General features: G+C 39.5%; 15 protein-coding genes. 9 read left to right on the plus strand and 6 right to left on the minus strand.

What is annotated here, in order from left to right:
- Window positions 1-108 precede the first annotated feature (108 nt).
- Complete coding sequence (locus tag ACH0BF_RS22330; protein ID WP_340852986.1) at window positions 109-1491, minus strand: APC family permease; 1383 nt, start codon at window positions 1489-1491, stop codon at window positions 109-111.
- 141 nt (window positions 1492-1632) lie between these two features.
- Window positions 1633-3018 carry an aminotransferase family protein gene (locus ACH0BF_RS22335; RefSeq protein WP_340852987.1) on the minus strand — a complete coding sequence of 462 codons (1386 nt, stop codon included), beginning with the start codon at window positions 3016-3018 and terminating at the stop codon, window positions 1633-1635.
- Between the two features lie 160 nt (window positions 3019-3178).
- Here ACH0BF_RS22335 and ACH0BF_RS22340 point away from each other — a divergent pair, with 160 nt between their 5' ends.
- The 4 genes from ACH0BF_RS22340 to ACH0BF_RS22355 all read left to right on the plus strand — a co-directional run bounded on the left by ACH0BF_RS22340 (window position 3179) and on the right by ACH0BF_RS22355 (window position 11944).
- A complete protein-coding gene (locus tag ACH0BF_RS22340; protein WP_340852989.1) occupies window positions 3179-6010 on the plus strand; it encodes an AfsR/SARP family transcriptional regulator in 2832 nt (943 codons plus the stop codon).
- A 276-nt stretch (window positions 6011-6286) separates the two neighbouring features.
- Complete coding sequence (locus tag ACH0BF_RS22345) at window positions 6287-9019, plus strand: response regulator (protein WP_340852992.1); 2733 nt, start codon at window positions 6287-6289, stop codon at window positions 9017-9019.
- 14 nt (window positions 9020-9033) lie between these two features.
- Window positions 9034-9897 (plus strand): CheR family methyltransferase, encoded by an 864-nt coding sequence (locus ACH0BF_RS22350; RefSeq protein WP_340852994.1) that lies wholly within the window; start codon window positions 9034-9036, stop codon window positions 9895-9897.
- Entirely contained in the window at window positions 9869-11944 is a 2076-nt protein-coding gene (locus tag ACH0BF_RS22355; protein WP_340852996.1) for a PAS domain S-box protein, read from the plus strand. Before ACH0BF_RS22350 ends, ACH0BF_RS22355 begins: the two co-directional genes overlap by 29 nt.
- 39 nt (window positions 11945-11983) lie before the next feature.
- Here ACH0BF_RS22355 and ACH0BF_RS22360 read toward each other — a convergent pair whose 3' ends face one another.
- The 3 genes from ACH0BF_RS22360 to ACH0BF_RS22370 all read right to left on the minus strand — a co-directional run bounded on the left by ACH0BF_RS22360 (window position 11984) and on the right by ACH0BF_RS22370 (window position 15721).
- Entirely contained in the window at window positions 11984-13201 is a 1218-nt protein-coding gene (locus ACH0BF_RS22360; RefSeq protein ID WP_120033627.1) for an MFS transporter, read from the minus strand.
- Between the two features lie 47 nt (window positions 13202-13248).
- Window positions 13249-14109, minus strand: coding sequence for a TetR/AcrR family transcriptional regulator (locus tag ACH0BF_RS22365; protein ID WP_182916993.1), 861 nt, complete (start codon window positions 14107-14109; stop codon window positions 13249-13251).
- 229 nt (window positions 14110-14338) lie between these two features.
- Window positions 14339-15721: a Mur ligase family protein gene (locus ACH0BF_RS22370; protein ID WP_406910331.1), complete on the minus strand. Its 1383-nt coding sequence runs from the start codon at window positions 15719-15721 to the stop codon at window positions 14339-14341.
- Window positions 15722-15978: 257 nt separating this feature from the next.
- On the opposite strand from ACH0BF_RS22370, the gene ACH0BF_RS22375 reads away from it, so the two are divergent.
- Together ACH0BF_RS22375 and ACH0BF_RS22380 are read left to right on the plus strand one after the other, a co-directional pair.
- Complete coding sequence (locus ACH0BF_RS22375; RefSeq protein WP_340853001.1) at window positions 15979-17196, plus strand: ATP-grasp domain-containing protein; 1218 nt, start codon at window positions 15979-15981, stop codon at window positions 17194-17196.
- Window positions 17197-17226: 30 nt separating this feature from the next.
- The gene (locus tag ACH0BF_RS22380; protein WP_340853003.1) at window positions 17227-17667 is read left to right on the plus strand and encodes a CotY/CotZ family spore coat protein; all 441 of its coding nucleotides are present in this window, start codon (window positions 17227-17229) and stop codon (window positions 17665-17667) included.
- Between the two features lie 78 nt (window positions 17668-17745).
- Here the strand turns inward: ACH0BF_RS22380 and ACH0BF_RS22385 are convergent, their stop codons facing one another.
- Window positions 17746-18771 (minus strand): YheC/YheD family endospore coat-associated protein, encoded by a 1026-nt coding sequence (locus ACH0BF_RS22385; RefSeq protein ID WP_120033617.1) that lies wholly within the window; start codon window positions 18769-18771, stop codon window positions 17746-17748.
- 156 nt (window positions 18772-18927) lie between these two features.
- Here ACH0BF_RS22385 and ACH0BF_RS22390 point away from each other — a divergent pair, with 156 nt between their 5' ends.
- The 3 genes from ACH0BF_RS22390 (at window position 18928) to ACH0BF_RS22400 (ending at window position 20968) form a co-directional block, all read left to right on the plus strand.
- Complete coding sequence (locus ACH0BF_RS22390; RefSeq protein ID WP_120033615.1) at window positions 18928-20139, plus strand: ATP-grasp domain-containing protein; 1212 nt, start codon at window positions 18928-18930, stop codon at window positions 20137-20139.
- Between the two features lie 47 nt (window positions 20140-20186).
- Window positions 20187-20330: a hypothetical protein gene (locus ACH0BF_RS22395; protein ID WP_182916991.1), complete on the plus strand. Its 144-nt coding sequence runs from the start codon at window positions 20187-20189 to the stop codon at window positions 20328-20330.
- Between the two features lie 83 nt (window positions 20331-20413).
- The gene (locus tag ACH0BF_RS22400; RefSeq protein WP_340853009.1) at window positions 20414-20968 is read left to right on the plus strand and encodes a biotin transporter BioY; all 555 of its coding nucleotides are present in this window, start codon (window positions 20414-20416) and stop codon (window positions 20966-20968) included.
- Window positions 20969-20971 lie beyond the last annotated feature (3 nt).

Here is a 20971-nt window from a genome sequence, read left to right on the forward strand (position 1 = left end):
AATGGCTTTAAAACTACCGAAAAATCAAAAGGGGTTCGGAATAAGACTATTCCGAACCCCTTTTGTCGACAAACTGAGCTATCTCTTTTCAGAGATAGCTTTTTATATTTACAGGTTTTCAAAGATAGAAATCTCTCTTTTTAGAAATTTCAAGGTGTACATTAACAGGCAAAAACCAGCGGACAACCAGATGAAACCAATCGTTTTTCCAATCGGGCTAATACCAAAGAAAATGTAAACGCAGACAGAGAGACCGAGCAGCGGAAATAGCAAATTGGTGATGAATTGCCATCCCTGCCTTTCTTTCCGACGAAAGTAGAACTCTTTGACGACTGAAAGGTTAACACAAACAAAACCAAAGAGGGCTCCTATGACAATCAGCTGGAAAAGAACGGATAAAGGAATGAAAACAGCACCAATATAGCCGACTATTGCTAATGAGGCAATACTGTTGACGGGCGTTTGATATTTCGGATGCAGCCGGGCAAAAAAATCCGGCAGCATTTTGTCACTACCCATACTGAATAAGATTCGAGAAGCGGATGCCTGTCCGGCCAAAGCAGTTGATATTCCCGACACGGCAATAATCAACGTACAAATGGTGGCAAGGGGGCTGCCGCCGACAGCGGTAGCAATTTCAAAAAAAGCTGTTTCCTGAGAGGCAAATGAAGTGAAGTCTGGCGCTGCAAGTGTAGCAAAATATACTTGACATATATAAAAGAAGGAACTGATTAACAAAGAAAGAATAGCGGCGCGGCCGACCATCTTTCCTGTAACTTTAGAATCTTCAGACATAGTTGTTACGGCGTCAAATCCCAAATAGGAAAGGACAGCAATTGAGGCGCCTGTAACCAGTGAATTCATTGAGAAAGTATCCCGATTATAGATCCCCTGTAAAGAAAAAAGACTGCTGATTCCGCCTGAAGAAATGAGGCTTTTGACAGCAAAGCCGATAAATAATGCGAGGCTGAAGAACATGAGCAGCATCATATACATATTCACACGCGAGGTAACGCGGGCGCCAAAGTAGTTACTTAATGTGACTGGAACGACGAAAATCAATAGAACTATCCACAAGGGGACAGAGGGAATGAGCTCCATCAGAAAGACAGCACTTAATTTATAAAGCAGCATCGGAATTAGTAAGTAATCGAGTAAAATCGCCCATCCAGCCATAAAGCCTAGTTGCGGATGAATGGCTTGGGAAGTATAACTGTAAGTGGAACCAGCCTTTGGAAAAGCGCCAGCCATTTTTCCATAACAAAAAGCGGTGAAAATCATAGCCACTAATCCTACTACATAGGAGAGTACCGCATGTCCTTTGGATAGCTGGGTCAGTTCTCCAAAGAGTGTCTGGGCTGAAACAGGTGCCATGAATACCATGCCAAAAATAACTAAATCACGCGTTTTTAAAACTTTTTTTAATGAATGGGCTGATGCCTCGTCTTGGATTCCATTCGTTTCAGTTGCTGAATAATTATATTCATTCATTATGCTTCTCCTCTCTGGAAAATATTGGCCAGTAACGCTCGTTGACTAATCTAAACGAGACATTTACTGACCAATTGGAAAGATAAACGAGCTTTTTTATTGCGATAATGTCTTGATCAGCTATTTTACTAGTTAAATAGCTTATAAAACTTTTTGTTCAAATGCTTTGATTGAATCAGACAGCGTATGAATGATCGTCTCAATGTCTTGCTTGTTCACGATGAGAGGCGGAGCAATGGCTACTACGTTCAATCCTCCGAAAATGAGCGGGCGCAAGATGAGATTTCGTTTGGCACACTCTTCTACCACCGCTGGCGCTGCAAATACAGACGGATCAAACGCTGTGTCGCTGTCTGGATCAGCAAGAAGCTCAATTCCTCCCATTAAGCCAAGAGCTCGGGGCTTAGCTGCAATTTTATGAGTGTCCTGCAGATAATGTAATCCGTTAAGCAATTCTTTTTCCATTTGTTTAGCATTGTCAACAAGGCCTTCATTTTCAATAATCTCAATATTTTTTAAAGCGACAGCACAGGCAGTCGGGTGGCCGCTGTAAGTAAAACCATGGAAGAAAACGTTATCAGACAGTTCAGCTAATTCATCTCGCAGCTGTTCGGTCATCATCACAGCCCCGAGCTGGATATAGCCGCTTGTAATTCCTTTAGCAACCGACATTAAATCAGGGACGACATCCCAGTGTTCGACGCCAAACATTTTACCGGTTCTGCCAAAGCCTGTAATGACTTCATCTGTCATCATTAAAATACCATACTCGTCACATAGCCGGCGCACAGCTTTCAAATAGCCTTCAGGCGGGATTTGTATACCGCCGACACCTTGGACAGGTTCAAGGATAACTCCTGCAATTGTTTCAGGTCCTTCTTTTTCAATCAATCCTCTAATACTGCGTTCATAGCCTGGGGCTGATTTATCACCGCGTTCGCATTCCGTTTGATAAGGCAGTGCATGCAGAAAGTCCGGCGCGATGGCGGTAATCATATTTTTAAATTCTGGCACACCCGTTGCACTTGTTGCTCCCATCGTGACCCCGTGATAACTTCTTTCTAGTGCGATAATTTTCTTGCGCTCCGGCTGTCCTTTCATCTTCCAATAATGTCGGACAATTTTGATGGCGCTTTCATTTGATTCCGAACCGCCTGAGGTAAAAAAGCTGACATTCAAGTTTCCAGGTGCCAAACTTGCTAGTTTTTTAGACAAACGGATAACGACATCATGAGAATTATTGAAGAATGATGATCCATAGGCGAGAGTCATCATTTGCTCACTGGCTGCATCAGCAAGTTCCTTGCGCCCATAGCCAATGTTTACGTTCCATAATGATGAAACCCCATCAATAAATTGATTGCCGTGAACATCGGTTACATGAATGCCATGGCCTTTTGTAAAAATGTGCGCAGGTCCATTCGCTTGTTGATCTTTCAGTGGAGTGGTTGGATGGAAGTAATGTTTTTTATCCCATTCAACTAAATTTTCAGCAATTGTTTTGGCTTTTTCTGTTTGAATTGACATCTTCATTTCCTCCTGTAAAGTAGATTGTAAATATAAAAAAAATACTATAGACTGAATATTAAAATATCTTTCTTACTGCGTTCTTACAAATAAACTCCTCTTTCTTACAATGATAAAAATTAAAACGGTTACAATTCTGTCTTAAAGGAGAGATAGTAGAATGAAATGGATAGAGACAAAATTAAGAATGCCTGTATACTCTCCGGTTGTTCAGCGCGGCCGCTTATTCTCCGAGCTGGAGTGCCTGAAACCAGCATCTCTGATTTCAATTATTGGAGATAGTGGGTATGGGAAGACCACACTTGTAGCTAGTTACATCCATGAAAAAAAGATTCCTGCTGTCTGGTATAACCTTACAGTCTCTGACCGTTATAAGCATGTATTTATAAGCTATTTAAAGGCAGGAATTATGGAAAAGCTGCATAAAAAGAGACCGACAGCCAACACTTCTCCCGAAAGTACAGAAGCCGAGTTTGAAGAGTTGCTTTTACTTTTAACCGCCCAGAAAGAGCCGCTATGCATTGTTCTTGATGATTACCAATCGGTCAATCAGAGTCCGGAAATTAAGGCGGTTATGAAAGAGTTGTTAGCGCACTGTTCTCCCTTTATTCGATTTATTATCATTAGTCGAGTTCGTCCTAATTTGTCTATCTCCAGGTTGAAAACTGAAGGCAAATATAAAGAGTTAACAACCGATGATATTGCGTTTACTCTTGCTGAAACGGAGGAATTCTTTCATTCGGCCCATCAATTAAAGTTAGAGCCCCATGAATTAGAATTGATATACAAGAAAACAGAAGGTTGGATTGCAAGCTATCAGCTCATATTAGGTATTATCAGTAAAATGGCTGCCAAAGAACGAGCCCAATTCTGGACACAATTTCCGCACGTTCAAGACATTTATGACTACCTTTCCTCAGAGGTGTTTGAAGCTCAGTCTGAAGAAATAAAAGAATTCTTATGTGAGACGAGCTTGTTGCCTGAACTCAACCCAGAAATAATTGATGAGCTGTTAGGGAGAAAAGATTCTAAGCATATTTTGCAGCAATTGCAGCGTGAGCATCTATTCATTGCCAGTGAGAGCGAGGGAACGACTAGATATCATGGGCTGTTTCGCGAATTTCTCTATCAAAAATATAAAGAACGTGCTTCTTCCATCACCCTTCAGGAACAGCAGCTGAAGCTGGCAGCTATTTATGAATCAAGATACCAATTTGTTTATGCTTTCGTTTATTCGGTAATCGGCAAGGATTATCCAGCGGCTGCCCGGCTGATGGAATTAATTAGCCATCGCTATAATCCGATTGAATCAATGGTTTTTCTTGACGGCTGGCTGGAGGAAATGACACTAGAGAAAAACATTGCCAACAATACGCTGTTTCTCATTCGCTGTGTACCACTGTCCATCATTCAACAACTGATTGCTCAATTTGAAAAGAACATGGCGCTCTTAAAAGAGAAAAACAATAAATTATGGTTATGCAGTCTTCAGCATCGGCTGGCGACTATTTTTCTTATGCACGGTGACCTGATGAAAGCGAAACAGCTGTTTTTAGAATCCTTGCAGGAATCCGAGCGTTTTCAAGATAGGCCAATGACAGCTTTGAATTTAAATCTGCTCGCTGAAATTCAACGATATTTTGGAGAGTATAAAGAGGCATTGCAAAATGTGAGAAGATCCCTTTTTATTTCAGAAAAATATGGTCATAAACATACCCAGCTTCATGCGCTCGATACGATCGCTACTATTTGCCTGGATGAGGGAAAATTGGATGAAGCAGACCTCCACATTCAGCAAGCGTTAACAATTGCTAAGAAGTACGATCGCTCTTCATTATTTTTTATTTATACAACGATGGGGCGGATGCTTCGCATGAGAGGAGACCTCAATGGGGCGATTAAATGGGGAAAGAAAGCAGTGGACATTTCCGAAGAATACAATATTAATTTTGATATTGGCTGGTCAAATAGAGAGTTGGGTCTTAGCTACATAGAGGGGAAGCAATGGCAACAGGCTGAGAATTGTTTGATGGAGGCTTCTCGTGCATTTGAATTGTTCGCCTATTATCGTTGTACAGTCATCAAATCACAGATTGAATTGTATCGTCAAAAGAATGACAGGGTGCGAGAAAAACAAAAGATCACAGAGTTTGTACAACTATGCAAAGAGCATAACTTTTATTGGGAAGAAGCTGGGATAAAAGCAGTTGAGGGAGTAATCATTAAAGAGAAACAGAAGGTTCCGCTTGAAATTCAAACACTTGGTCCACTGAAAATCTTTTATAAAGGACAGCCGGTTATCATTAAGAGAAAATCCAGCCTCCGTTTGCTTCAATTCCTTGTTACCAACCGAAATAAGAAAATAGAAAAAGATATTCTGCTTGATGCTCTTTTTCCGAATGGATCATTAGAGTCTGTTCAAAACCAATTGCATGTAACTGTATCAACTTTAAGAAAGGCGCTTGAGCCCCCGCTAAAAAAAGGAGGCCATTCCCGATTTATTAGTCGTTCGGATAATCATTATCTATTCCATACGACAGAAATAGATTTGGATATTGAACGTTTTTGTCAATTAGCTTCTGCAGGAAGGGAAGCGAATTCTCCAGTGAATATAAAGAAATTGCTTGCAGCAGAAGCATTGTATAGAGGAGACTATCTTGAAGAGTATCCGTATGAGCATTATGTAGAAGCGGAACGAGAGAATATGCGGTCTCTATTTATGAAAATATGCCGCACGCTTGCTCAGTATTATGAACAGCAAGAAGAATACGAGAAGTGTTTTACCTATTTTGAAAAGCTCATTAAAAAAGATCCTTATCAGGAAGAGGTCTATTTTGACTATATAAAATTGCTCTTAAGACAGAATATGACCACGGAAGCAAATCGTCTTGCTCGCCAGCTAGTCATTCATGTAGAGGAAGAAATGGGAATCGATATACGAGGTCGTATGCATCGATTATTTTCGACATTTAACCGAGTTCCGGTTTTTTAGGCGTGTAAGGCAATCCGATGAATAATGGGTCATTTTAAAGCATGGAAATGAAAGAACTTGTTTTGTTGCTTATCGACAAAATCTACCTGTTATTATTTTTATTTTTTGTTTGCTTATAACAAAATAACAGTTGATAATTGGAAAGTCTGTTTGAAAATTGTAACTGATGGACTTATCATATAATTAATCACTCCTGCTAAAATAGCCTTAGGAATCGTCTGTTTTTTCTTTATTGCGATATGTAGGCTAAATGGCTGATAGGGGAAAGGGAAAGCAATGAAACTTAAAACAAAGCTCTATATCGGATTTGGTTTTCTTTTTGGGCTATTCATCCTTTCGTATTTTATTCTTATGTTTATGATGAATCAACTTAGCCTAAATACAAATGTCGCTGTTAAAAATTATGAGATGCTTGATTTGGCTAATACGATTCAAGATGAATTAAATGTGTTCAGCAGGGAGTCAAGAGGGCTTATATCCAATCCACCGGAAGAATTAGTAAAAGAACTAGAAAAAAACAGAGATCAAGCGATGGTGAATGTGCATGCAGCGATTACTTCTCTCGAAAAATTGGATAAACGAGAACAGTCCCAACACTTAATCCAAGACTTAAACAGACTGGGCAAACAATATAGTGCTTTAGAGAAAAAAACAGACGCGTCCACAAACATTGGAGAGGATAAAGAGCTTCTAAAAATATTTTGGTATGATAGCCGAAAAATTAGAGAAGAGATGAGTAACATTGCTGAAAAACTGCAAAACATTCAGAAGAAAACAATCGATGCAGAACTGAAAAAGTCTGTTGAAACGTACAAACGGACAAACCAAATCATTTTCATCTATGTGGTGGCTGTTTTCCTTGTCGGCTTAACTATCATGACTTGGATTTTACGAAGCATAACGGGAAGTCTGCAAAAGGTGACTTCTGTTATGACTGAAGTAGCTTTTAATCGTTCAGATCAACTTCCGCGTATAGAAGTAACGACAAAAGATGAAATCGGGGAAATTGCTCTTGCCTTTAACGAAATGGCCCAATCTCTTGAAATTCATGCTCGGCAGGAAAAACAATTAAAAAACGAAGCAGAGGAAAGAAGCTGGTTAAGCACAAAAATTGCCGAAGTTGCCCATATGTATCCTGGAATAGATAATTTGGAAACATTAGCTCAATGGTTCATCAATAAGGTTGCCGCCATTTCGGGAGCTAATTATGGTGTTTTTTACATAAAGGAGTATGAGGGAGGCCTAGAAAAATTACGGAAGATTGCTGCTTATGCAGATCCTCATTCCGTAATAGAAGGAGAAAGCTTTTACTTGGGCGAAGGTATTATTGGGCAGTGTGCCGCAGAAAATCGCACAATCTCCCTTGATCAGGTACCTGAAAATTATATAAAAATTAAATCGGGCCTTGGTTCGGCAGCCCCGGCTCATGTGATAGCTATGCCGGCTGAATTTAAGGGTGAAGTATTGGCTGTCATTGAACTTGCTTCTTTCAACACATTCAGCCGGCTTGAACAGCTGTTTCTCCAGGAAGTGATCGGAAATGTGGGCATGAACATCAACAGAACGTTAAATCATACGAAAGTAGAAAAGCTGCTTGAAGAATTTCAAGCATTAAACGAGGAATTGCAAAGCCAATCAGAAGAACTTCAGCTGCAACAGGAAGAGCTGCGGACGGTGAATGAACAGCTTGAAGAGCAATATGAACAATCTGAACAAAAAACGAGGGAGCTAGAAAAAATAAGAAAAAAACTAGAGGAAAAAGCCCAGCAGTTGACTATTAGCTCTCAATATAAATCAGAGTTTCTTGCCAATATGTCCCACGAGCTTCGCACACCTCTAAACAGCCTGCTTATTTTAGCTCAGATGCTAGCTGATAACGCCGAAAATAATCTGACAGCTGAACAAATAGAGTATGCAAAGACTATTTTTTCTTCAGGAAAGGACCTGTTGAATTTAATTAATGACATATTGGACATAGCAAAAGTTGAAGCAGGAAAAATGGAAATTATTTTCGAAAATGTAAAGCTAAGCGACATTAAAGATTTTGTAAATGCGCAATTTACACCTGTGGCCCGCAAGAAGAATATTCAATTTTATGTTGAACTCGCTGCTGGTCTTCCCGAGGTTATTCGTACGGATAAGCAGCGGTTACAACAGATTTTAAAAAATCTGCTATCGAATGCCTTCAAATTCACTAAGCAAGGAACTGTGTCCCTAACGATTCAAAGCATGAAGGATAACCATTCTAATATGGAGATATGTTTTGTGGTTAAGGATACTGGCATTGGAATCTCAGAGGAAAATTTAGAGTTTATTTTTGAGGCATTTAAACAAGCGGATGGCACAATTAGCCGCAAATATGGAGGAACGGGCTTAGGTCTTTCCATCAGTAGAGAAATTGCCCATTTGTTAGGCGGCTTTATTGAGGTAGAAAGCATAGAACATAAGGGAAGCGTATTTACATTATATTTACCCAATTATCAGGAAGCAAAACATTTAGAGACCTCTATTTATGCAATGGAGGCGGCGGCTGGGAAGAGTGAGAAGGAAGAAAGTGTATTTCCCTCTGAGCCTGCTTTTTCAGTGCCCGTGAGTGAAGGGGAGAGAAAAGAAGATCTTGAAAGACAGGTGCTGCTCAAAGGCAAAAAGATACTTATCGTAGATGATGACATGAGAAATATCTTTGCGTTAACAGCAGCTCTCGAAAACTATCAAGTGGAAGTAATGTTTGCAGAAAACGGTAGAGAAGGGATTGGGATTTTACAAGAAAATCCAGATGTTGATTTAATCTTTATGGACATTATGATGCCTGAAATGAATGGTTTTGAGGCAATCCAGTCGATAAGAAGAATACCAGAGTTTAAGCATCTGCCGATCATCGCTCTTACAGCAAAAGCGATGAAAGATGATCGAAAGCAATGTATTGATGCAGGGGCCTCAGATTACATCAGCAAGCCAATCGATCTAGAACAGCTCTTTTCTATTATTCAAGTATGGTTATACAGATAGGCGGGGGAATACGGGTGAACAAAGCAATAGAACAAGAAGAGCAAAACGATAGTCTGCCGCATAAAGAACTGGAAAGTATAGAGGTAGATTTATTGCTTGAAGGGATTTACCGCTATTATGGATTCGATTTTAGAAACTATGCGCTTCCCTTTTTAAAACGCAGAATCTGGAATAGGATGCGAACAGAAAAAGTAACAAGTATTTCGGGGTTGCAGGAAAGAGTATTGCATGACTCTTCGGTGATGGAGAAGTTATGTGAAGACTTTTCAATTAATGTCACGGAAATGTTTCGTGATCCAAGCTTTTTTTTATCGTTTCGAACAAAAGTCATTCCGTTTTTAAGAAGTTGCTCTTCAATCAAGATTTGGCATGCAGGCTGTTCAACCGGAGAGGAAGTATATTCTATGGCTATTCTTTTGTATGAAGAAGGCCTATATGAGAAAACAAGAATTTATGCGACGGATATGAACAGAACTGTACTAACCTATGCTCAAAATGGAGAATTTCCGTTGCAGAAAATGCAATTATATACAAAAAATTATTTAGCAGCGGGAGGAACGAGTGCTTTTTCAGAGTACTATACGGCTAAACAAAAAAAAGCAGCTTTTCATCCATTTTTAGCAAAAAACATTATTTTTGCCGAGCACAATTTGGCGGCCGATCGTTCATTTAATGAATTTCATATTATTATTTGCCGCAATGTCATGATCTATTTTAATAAATTGCTTCAAAATCGTGTTTATAATCTTTTTCATGAAAGTTTAGTCCAATCAGGCATTCTCGGACTTGGCAGTAAAGAAGGAATTAAATTTACGAGCATTACAAATTTTTATGAGGAAGTGGATCCGTTTGAAAAAATATACAGAAAGATCCAATAGTTCTTTATCTACCCAGGTAATGCCGGCAAGCAGTGAGGAAAAAGAGTGGACAATTGAAGAAGAAGCCCACCAACAAAAGGTGAATATTCTCATGGTTGATGATCATCCTGAAAATTTACTCGTGCTAAAAGCTGTCCTCGCTTCGCCGGACTACCATCTTGTATGTGCAAATTCAGGTGAAGAAGCTTTAAAGTATGTACTCAAACAGGACTTTGCTGTTATTTTGCTCGATGTGCAAATGCCGGGATTAAATGGATTTGAAACGGCTAATCTTATTAAAGCAAGAGAACGATCTAAGTATATTCCCATTATTTTTATTACGGCGATCAATCAAACGATGGAAAATGTACTTCAAGGATACGGACTCGGTGCAGTAGATTATATATTCAAGCCATTTCATCCAGAAACTTTAAAGCTAAAGGTCGAACAGTTTGTTAAAATCTATCAAAATCATAAAAAACTGAAACACGAAAGTGAATTGCGGCGTCAAAATGAGCTGAAAAAAGTAAATGAAAAATTAAAACGCACGACATTTGATTTGCGCAAAAATGAAGAATTGGCGAGAGTCATTGGTGAAACATTGCTTGATACGATTATTACGTTTGATGAACAAGGGTGTATTTTATCGGTTAACCCGGCTATTACACGCATGTTTGGCTATTCAATGGATGATCTTCCTGGAAAGCATATGGTTAATCTTTTGCCCGGCTTTTCTCCTCAGCTGATGGATTATGTCAGAGAAATGACTGGCCAGCTGCTTGAGGCTGTTGTCAAAAATAAAGAGGGGAAAGACATACCAGTCGAAATCCAAATTGGCGAGGCTCAGATAGGAGATGAATATCTTTTTGTCTGCTCCATTCGTAATATTGCAGAAAGAAAGAAGATGGAAAAAGAACGAAAACGGCAATATGCCCTTTTAGAAAAGCTAGTGAAGGAAAGAACACAGGAATTATCACAGGCAAATGAACAACTGCGAAAAGAAATCGAAGAACGTAAAAAAATGGCCGAAGCTTTGCGACTATCCAAAGAACATTTTTATAAAATTTTTCAATCAAGTCCTTGTTTAATCGAGCTTCGTACGTTAAGGGACGGAAAGTATATTGATGTAAATGCGAGCTGGTTGAACCATACTGGTTATTCATATGAAGAAATACTTAATCAAACCGTTCCTGTTTTAAATCTCACAGGAAGAGATGACTTGAAAAATGGTGAATGTGTTCGCAATGCAGAAATTCAATATCAAACAAAAGCAGGGATGATCAGGCATGGGCTGTTGTCGACAGAGATCCTTGAGATCCAGGGAGAACAATGTGTGTTAAGTGCTATTACCGATATTACGGAGCGCGTGCGGTTGGAAAGCGAGGTAGCGCGGTTGGACCGCCTATATTTAGTGGGGGAAATGGCCGCTGGCATTGCTCACGAAATTAGAAACCCAATGACAACCGTCAGAGGATTTTTAGAGCTGTCAAAGAGTGATCCAGAGCATTTAATGGTGAAGTATGTTGATTTAATGCTCGGAGAATTAGATAGGGCTAATTCAATCATCACTGAGTTTCTTAATTTAGCCAAGAATAAGGTGAGCGACAAGAAGCTACAGCCTCTTAATCCGGTGATTGAAGGATTACACCCATTAATACAAGCAGAAGCATTAATGAACGACAAGTTCGTTTCTCTTCAGCTAAGCGACTGTCCCGAACTTTATTTGGATGAAAAGGAAATTAGTCAATTAATTTTAAATTTGTCTTTAAACGGACTAGAGGCGATGGACCCTGGAGGGAAACTTACGCTGAAAACATATACAGAAAAGAATACGGTCGTTTTAGAGGTAAAGGACGAAGGCGGCGGCATCAAGCCGGAGTTTCTTGAAACGATTGGCACTCCTTTCTTTACAACGAAAGATACAGGTACAGGACTAGGGCTCGCTATTTGCTATAGTGTAGCTGAACGGCATCATGCGGTTATTGATCTAAAAACGAGTGAGCAAGGAACCACTTTTTTTATCCGGTTTGCCATCACCGGAGGAAACCAAAGCGAGGCAACTCCATAAGTGATAGACACTTTGGGATTGCCTCGCTTTGGTGGCCTGCTATTGAGCGGAAGGGGGCTGGTAAGATGTCCGTAAACGGCGTTTTCTCTTTAAGCTCTGTGCCCATTTCATACAAATGATAAGCGTGATTATAATGATCACTGCTCCAAATATATAAGGAAGAGCCATATTGATATCAAATAAAGCGCCGGCAAGCGCGGGACCCACCATATTGCCGATACTCATATAGGCGTTATTCATTCCGGCCGCAAAGCCTTGTTCACTTCCTGCCATTTTTGAAACCGTTGTATTGATAGCTGGGCGAAGCAAGGAAGCGGCAGTAAAGAAGAAGGCAGATACTGTAAGAACAGAAGCGAATCCAGTAGCAAACAACAAGCCAATCATAGAAGCAGCTGCGACTACAAGCATGATGTTCATAATACGGACTTCTCCAAATACTCGCAGCACTCTATCTAAGACAAAGGCTTGCACAATGACACCAATCAAGCCGCCAACGACCATAAGCATAGAAATATCGGAAGGGCTAAAACCGAATTTGACATTTGTGTATAAGCTAATCGTTGCTTGATAATTGGCAAGACCGAATGATAGGGTAAACATCATCATTAAAAGAATAAAGTAGGGCTTTTTTGCAGAAAGAGCGAGCTGTTTAAATAAAGGATCACGTTTTTTAGATGTCATTGGCATCGCCGCACGTTCAGGCTCTTTTAAAAATAAGATAGAGAGAATAACAGCTAAAGCGGCGGCAGCCCCTGCGATAAAAAACGGAGCCCGCAAGCCTAGTGTGGAAAGAAAGCCACCGATCCCGGGCCCGACAACAAAGCCAAGTGACATGGAGGCTCCGAGCCGTCCCATTCCTTTTGCCCGTGTTTCTACTGTCGTAATATCAGCAACAAAAGCCATCATAGAAGGAATCATAAAAGCCGCTCCGATGCCCCCAAAGATACGCGAAGCGTAAAGCAATATTAGCTGCTGGGAAAAAGCGAACAAAAATTGAGAAAAAGAAAAAAGAATAAGACCGAACACAATCGCTTTTTTGCGACCGAGCCGGTCAGACAAATCTCCTGCGATCGGAGAGAAGATAAACTGTGCAAAGGCAAACGTAGCAATTAACAGGCCAAAGGTTTTCCCCCCGGCTCCAAAATCATGTATGATAGTGGGCATAATTGGAATCACAAGCCCAATGCCTGTCATAACAATGAACATGTTGGCCATTAAAATGAGGAGCGGGAATTGTTGTACATTTTTTTGTGACATAGGATCAACCTGCTTTCTTTTTACTCTCTTTACTTACTAAATCGGTGTTACGATGGATATAAACGAATCATTCTCTCAAGTTCCCCGGCCAATGGGGCCAGTTCTTCATTTTCTTTCAAGTTACGAATCATCCCTGTCAAAAGCGCTGGTCTTGGCTTTAATTCTCTCAATTCCTTTTCCATTATTTCTATAGATTCTGCAATGATTGCTTCTTCTTGAGCTGCAGCCGTTTCTTTTAATTTTCGTAAGATATAGAGCGGATGTACCGTTTCTTCCTTCTGTCTGTCTGTGAGCTCCTGTAAGAGAGGGGTTACGAAAAATGGCTCCGGCCGTTTTTCGATCAGTGCTTGAGCTGCTGCTTCAAGCTGAAAAAATAAAAAATGAGCGAGCTTATGGAAGTCACAAGCGTTCCCCTCTTCCATCACCCCACGCATATATGAAGTGAACATTCCTTTTAAGGTAGCTGTTAAATCAGCTGCATACGGAACGATCTCCTCACCGAATACAGAAACGATTCCTTTTTCTGTTCTGCGCAAAATTTTGGCGTTTTCCTGGCGAACATATTGATTCAGCGACTTATCTTCCAATCCACTTAACTCATTCATTTGCATAAGGAAAAACTCCTGGAACTTCCAATAATGTTGAATGCGAATTGCAATTTCATGAATGAAAACTTCCCGCGGCGTGTCACCATCTTTCGAAGAGGCGGCAAGCTGATCGCTTAGAAGTTGGTAATAATAAGAAAAAATGTCTAATAGGAGCTCTTCTTTTGATTTGAAATAAGTATACAGGCTGCCCTTGGATATCCCGCATATATCAGCTACTTGCTGCATCGATGTTTGATGAAAGCTTTTTTGAGAGAAAAGCTTCATGGCAGTAATGAGTATTTTCCGTTTCTTTTCGTTCATCTTTTTTTCCCAACCATTCGGTTTCCAATTTGACCATTTGGTCATGATTGATCAATTTTAACACATCTTCATTTTATTTACACGAAAAAATTTCGATTAGCGAAGCTTTTTTAGGAGAGAGCCCTTTTCCTTTCACGCTGCCTCATGAAAGGAACTTGTTACAAAGAAAGGATGCCAGCAAATCTTAGTTTGCTGGCATCCTTTTTTAGCTGTTGTCTATTCATACTTCTCAACGTTTTAAATGTCGAATGATCCGGTCAAACACATGGTCTGTATCGTCAGTTTTAAAATATACAATGTCATTAGGTTGTAAGAAGGTGTCCAAAAAGCTTTTCATTTCTTCTTCCTCAGAAAAGTGATAAATATTGTCTTTTTTCATTCCTGCGCGAATGGCTGACTTGGCAATATCTTTTGCAAAAAAACCTTTTGTAATGAGCACATCTATTCCTATCTCTTTCAGTAGCTGACCGATTTTTTTATATTCTTCATCCGCGTAGATTCCAAGTTCAGCCATTCTTCCTAAAACAGCAATGGTTCTTTGTGAAGAATGAGCCATATCTACTAAAGATAGTAAACCACTTTTTAAGGAAGCGGGATTCGATTTCCATGTATCATCGATAAGAACGGTTTTGTTTCGACCTTCAATAATCTCAAAATGAGAACTCAAATGCTCAAAGGATGCTAATCTTTTTATAGCGGAGGTAACCTTCATTCCCATTTCTCTGGCTGTTGCAATAGAAGCGACAGCATTGTAAACGTTATGTTCTCCTAATCCAGGAACGGATCCCGTATACGATTTCCCCCTATAATTGACCTTGAAATAGGTCTTGTTTTTATGAGAATACATGTCTTTTATCCGCCAATCAGCCTTTTTATCTTTTCCAAAAGTTATTAATTTGCCTCGATATTTAGAGAAATCCATGGATAGAATGTGAGGATCATCGGCATTAATAATAAGCGTTCCTTTATTATTGAGCCCCCTTATCAATTTTTCTTTTTCTCTTACATACTCTCTAAATGAGCGGAAGTGATCTGTATGATCAACATCAATCATGGTCATGACACCTATTGTTGGAAAGAAATATTTACAGGTTTCCATCATATGACCGGGTTCGGCGACGGCTGCTTCTATAATAGCGGCATCCGTTTCTTCATCGATACCCATCAAATAAGGAAGGTTGTAACAGCCGGCGTTTTTATTGGAAACGGTTGCTTGGACCTTGTAGTCTTTTTGTAAAATATGTTTAAGCATTTCTTTCGTTGTTGTTTTTCCACAAGTGCCGGTGATAGCCACAACAGGAATATCAAATAAATGACGGTAGTAAGAAGTGAATGTAAAGAAGGCCTTCATTACATCGTCCACCATTATAATTTGTTCGGGTCTTAATTTGTCCATGTTGGAGAAAGATGAATCGGTTACTATATAAAAACTTGTAAACTTCTTAAACTTTTCCCCATCCAGAAATATCCTTCCGCTTCTCCGAAAATATAACGTGTGGTTTCCTGGATAAAACTTGTTATGGGTAACGTTGGAGATAGACACGCCTTGATGGGCCTTGTCCGGCTTGATTCCCATTGAAGTTAATATCGCCTCTAAGGCTAGAGGTTTCAAACGGGTTACTCCTTTCTTTAATTTTTAGTGATCGTACATTATATAGTATGACTATTCGAGCTGATTGCTTGGACATCTGTGCGTAACTTTGTCTATCTGTATATGAAAAATATTCCTTTTTAATTATCGATGAGCAATAATCTCTATTTATAGTATTTATGACTATTCATTTTAAAAGTAAATTGAATAAGATGCATCATAGACAAGTGTACAATATACGTATTTATTCGGACTTTACATGGAGGCACGTTGGAAAAATGAAAGCGATTATTTTTTTAGATACGAATCAGTCAGGATCGAGCCGCGAGGGGATCAAAGCAGCAAAAGAGATGGGGTTTTTTACCCATCTGTTAACGAATCGGGCGAGCATTCTTGAGAAAAACAAGGAATTTACGGAAGTGGATGAAATGCATGCTGTGAACTTAAAACAGAAGGAAAGCATTGAAGAAGCGATAATGAACATTCGATCTACCTATCAGGTGGTTGGCATTATAAGCTTTATTGATCCTTATGTTCACATTGCAGCAGAGCTTTCAAATCATCTCTGTCACACAAATTTATCTGTAGAAAGCATAAAAATAATGGAAAACAAAGCACGAATGAGAGCCTGTTTAAAAGAAAAAAAGTATTCCCCCTATTATTTAATTGTTCAAGAAAATGAATCGATTCATCCAGTTACTTGCCTTCTTAAAGGAAGATACCCTCTTGTGGTCAAGATGCCTAACTCCGCTGGATCAAAGGATGTTTTTTTTATTGAAAATGAGTATGAGCTGAGAAATCGCATCAAATATTTGCGTAAGAGGTATCCGGGGGAAGAGATTCTTATTGAGGAGTATCTTGAAGGACCGCAGTTCATTGTTGAAGCGATTGTTTTTGAGGGCACTATTCACATTGCGGCTGTAGTCGAACAGGAGATTACAAGGAGAAAAAGATTTATTGTGACAGGATATAGCGTGGTCTTGAATCGTAATAAAGAAATGTATAACCGCTTGATTGAAACCTCACGGGAAATTATTAGTGAGTTGGATGTAGAAAATGGAAATTGTCATTTAGAATTGAGGTGGGTAGAGGGGGAGTGGAAGCTAATTGAGATCAATCCACGTATTTCCGGAGGAATAATGAATAAGCTCGTGGAAGAAGCATACGGGTTTAGCTACGTGGAACAAATATTGAAAATTTATTTAGGGAATGAGCCCTTATTAGTGCGGAAGCATAAAAATCATGTATATGCCCATTACATGACGGTTCATCTAGTCGGCACACTTTTAAAAGTAACCGGAAGAAATGAGGCTAGGAAAGAACCAGGTGTCATTGAAATTTATATAAAACCTAAAAATGGCCAAACATTAACCCCTCCTTTGTCGATGGGGCATCGGTACGGTTATGTGTTAGCGAAGGGCAGGACGGAGAGCGAGGCAAAGGAAATTGCGTTAAAGGCTGCCAGCCATATTCACTTTCATCTTAAACCTATATAATGGCAAACATTATGGAAAGGAGGAAAAACGTTGAGTAACTACAATTCTTCTGTCTCAAAAAGTTGTATATATGAATTAATGGCCACCTTATTAAAAGAGGAAGAGTGGCTTGAAGATGAGAGCTCTTTCTTTACCTTGGATAAAGAAAAAAGTAGCCTTCCTTTTTTATTATATATGAACCGGGGAAACCTGTTTGTAGGAAAGGGCATGGAGGAGGGAGAGGGCGATTGGCTGCTTTCTTCCTTCTTTACCTTAAAGACTTTACATGCCGACGGCGCTTGTGCAACTTTATCTGTTTTGGAACCGATAGGTATCGATGGATGCAGAGTGGCGTCATTTTCAGAAGTATTTTCGTTACTGGAGACTAATTTTTGCTTAACTGTGGACTTGACCTGTTTCTGTGCGATTCAATTCCTGCCTTCTCAATTAATAGAGCGTCCTTTACCAGACATCGAGTCAAAATGCAAATAGACGCTCTCCGAAAGATTATCTATAAATCAAGAGAAACACCGCCATTTTGGTTATCCGTATGGCGGTGTTCTTATTCTACTACACATTCTTTGCTAAATAAGCGGCATAATGGATAGCGTTTCGGGCTACATCCAATTCTAAATTAAAAATGACTGGGGGACCGGGACGCCAATTCACTTCAAACAGCCACAATTTTCTTTTTTCATCAATGCCGACATCAATCCCTAATTCATCAAAAGAACTGTGGTCATATAAAGAATCGAAGTGGACAGGGAAATTTACGGCGAACCATTCCAGCTCCCGCTTAATATCATACCAGGAATCATTAAACTCGGCCTTTAGAAAATCATCTAAAAAAGCGGTATAGCCGCCACTGCCCATATTTGACGTAATGGTTCCCAATTTGCCTATCCGTGGATAGATGGAGGTAATCACCCATTTTCCTTCTCCATTCTTTTGTACATGCAATCTGAAATCGTATACATGGCCGGTCTTTATTTGGCAAGAAATAAATGGCTGGATGATATAGACTTGCTCCTGTATTTTCGAGTGGACAAGCTTCATCAGTTCTTCTTTAGTATTCATGACAATATGACCTTGGTTATTCACTCTATAACGGTCTTTTCCATGAACCTCAATAAAGATAATTCCGTTGCCCTGATGGCCAGACACTGGTTTAATAATGATCTTTGAATATTGCTCAATCATGTCCATCCATCTAATATCAGTCGTTAAATGATAAGTAGGAATAAGAAAAGAGGCAAAGTCTTTTCCTCGCTCAAGTCGCTTATGCACAGACCATTTATTTCCAATGGAGAGGCTTGTAAATGGAATAGTGTAAGATAACTCATCAACTACCCTCGCAGCCTTATCGTTCATAGGAGAGCTCGAATTAATCACTACATCCGGATAAGGAAATTCCTTATCAACCCAATGGCCATTCTTATAGACTTTTCCTTGTATTCTCTTTCTCTCTACATCTACTTTTCCGGGAGTAAAGTAAAAAAAATCAATGCCTTCCGCTTTAGCCACAACGGCATAAGCATAGGCTCTCCTGACCTTTTCAGGATCTTTCCGATGATGAAGCATTCCGACTAAGACCATTTTTCATTTCATCCCCCCTCCTATCAACTCACCAAAAAATTGCCTATTTTGTCAGTGATGCAGAACCAATTTTCCTATTTTTTATATCCTGTTTATATAAGCACAAAAATGAAGCCTTAATGAAAACCTATGATAGCGGGAAGAGGAATATAACAAATGAGAACTCTTATTTTTATTGGAAGCAATAAGTCCGGATCAAGCAGAGAAGCCATTAAAGCTGCAGAGAGATTGGGATTTTTTAATGTATTATTAACGGACAGGGAACAGTTTTTGCAGCAAAGGCTTGAATTTCCAGATGTTCATCGGATGATCTTAACAAAGTTGGACGATCACGATCAATTAGTAGAGAACATTAAAGAAATACAAAATCAAGGAAAACAAATAGTAGCTATTTTAAGCTTTATCGACCCTTTTGTTCAGGTGGCAGCGGCTTTGACAGAAGAGTTTTGCACGAGCGTTGTTTCTTCTGAACCAATTCGAATGATGGAAGATAAAGTCCTAACCCGGGAACTTCTTAAAGACCATCCCGTATCCCCGTATTTTGCGCGGTATACAACCGATCAATACTTAAGCGATTTTCTCAATGAACAACAGAAACCGTTCCCCCTTATTGTGAAATCACCTACATCCACAGGGTCAAAAGACGTTTTATTGGCAAGGAATAAGAAACAATTAAGAGAGTCTATTAAAAAATTAATAAAAAAAGGCAACGAGGAAATTTTAGTAGAAGAATATTTAGAGGGTCCTCAATATTTAATTGAAGCTCTAGTGCATGATGGAAAATTGCATATTGTGGCTGTGATTGAACAAGAGATTACTTATTTTAAACGGTTTATTGTTACTGGCTACTGCGTGTTAGCTGACATGGAAGAGTCATTTTACAATCATGTGTTTAGAACAGTAAGCTCCGTTTTGGACAGTCTTGGGATGAAGAATGGGGCCTGTCATCTAGAAATGAGGTTAGTCAAAAACGAATGGAAATTAATTGAGATTAACCCTCGAATATCAGGCGGGGCCATGAACCGGATGATTGAGGTAGCTTACGGGATTAACCTGGTTGAAGAAACGATTAAATTATTTGTAGGACAGGAACCGGATTTGGAGAGAAAACATGCCCAATTTGTTTATACTCATTATCTAACTGTTGATTCTAAAGGAGAATTGTTAAAAGTAACGGGAAAGAAGCGTTGCTTGCGAGTTCCGGGGGTAGAAGAAGTGTTTATCAAGCCTAAAAAAGGGAAGATGCTGCAGCCTCCTTTATCAATGGGAGACCGTTATGGGTATGTGATCACCTCTTCAGATACAAAAGAGGAAGCCATAAGAATAGCCGAGGAGGCTGCCAAGGAAATAAGGTTCCATCTTAAATAAATCGATCTCGCACCGGTCATTTTATTTTATAGAGAGAGAAATCAGCTGTGCCGTTTGAAAATCAAACGAATGGCACGGCTTTTTTGCTGACATTTATATCCCTTTCTGTGAGCAGCGGCTGGATGATGGAGAGCTTGAAAGGAGATTTGTCAGCTATCGCCCGTAAAAAATATATATGTAAACCTTATTAATTTTAGGTTGACTTTTATTTTTCTATCTAATAAACTGACAGTGTTTTTAGTTTACTAGATAAGGAGAATAAGGAGGAATTTACATGAAGACCCGAGAAATAACCTATGTAGCCTTATTTGTAGCCGTAATGGCGGTACTTGGAATGGTTCCGCCCATTATGCTATCGTTTACTCCCGTACCAATCGTATTGCAAACATTAGGCGTTATTCTCGCTGGGGGAGTATTAGGCGCTCGACTTGGGTTTATGAGTCAGGTTACTTTCCTATTGCTTGTAGCTGCCGGCTTGCCGCTTTTATCCGGTGGACGCGGGGGCATTGGAGTATTCATCGGGCCAAGCGCCGGTTACTTATTCAGCTATCCAATTGTAGCAGCTTTGCTTGGTTTTTTACTTTCTCGCTTTCAAGCATGGACGTTACGAAAGATTTTGCTCATCAATTTAACTATCGGTGTGTTTACCCTTTATTTATTTGGTATACCTGTTCAAGCTTTCGTTATGGATTTGTCGCTTATTCACACGATTAAAATTAGTCTCGTTTATATCCCGGGAGATTTAATCAAAGCTACAGCCGCTTCTTATTTAGTCTATAAGCTAAGAAAGTCGACAGCAGTTGCCAAACAGTTTGCTAAAGCAGGATAAGCC

The organism is Pseudobacillus sp. 179-B 2D1 NHS, assembly GCF_045370945.1.
Classification (GTDB): Bacteria; Bacillota; Bacilli; order Bacillales; family Domibacillaceae; genus Pseudobacillus.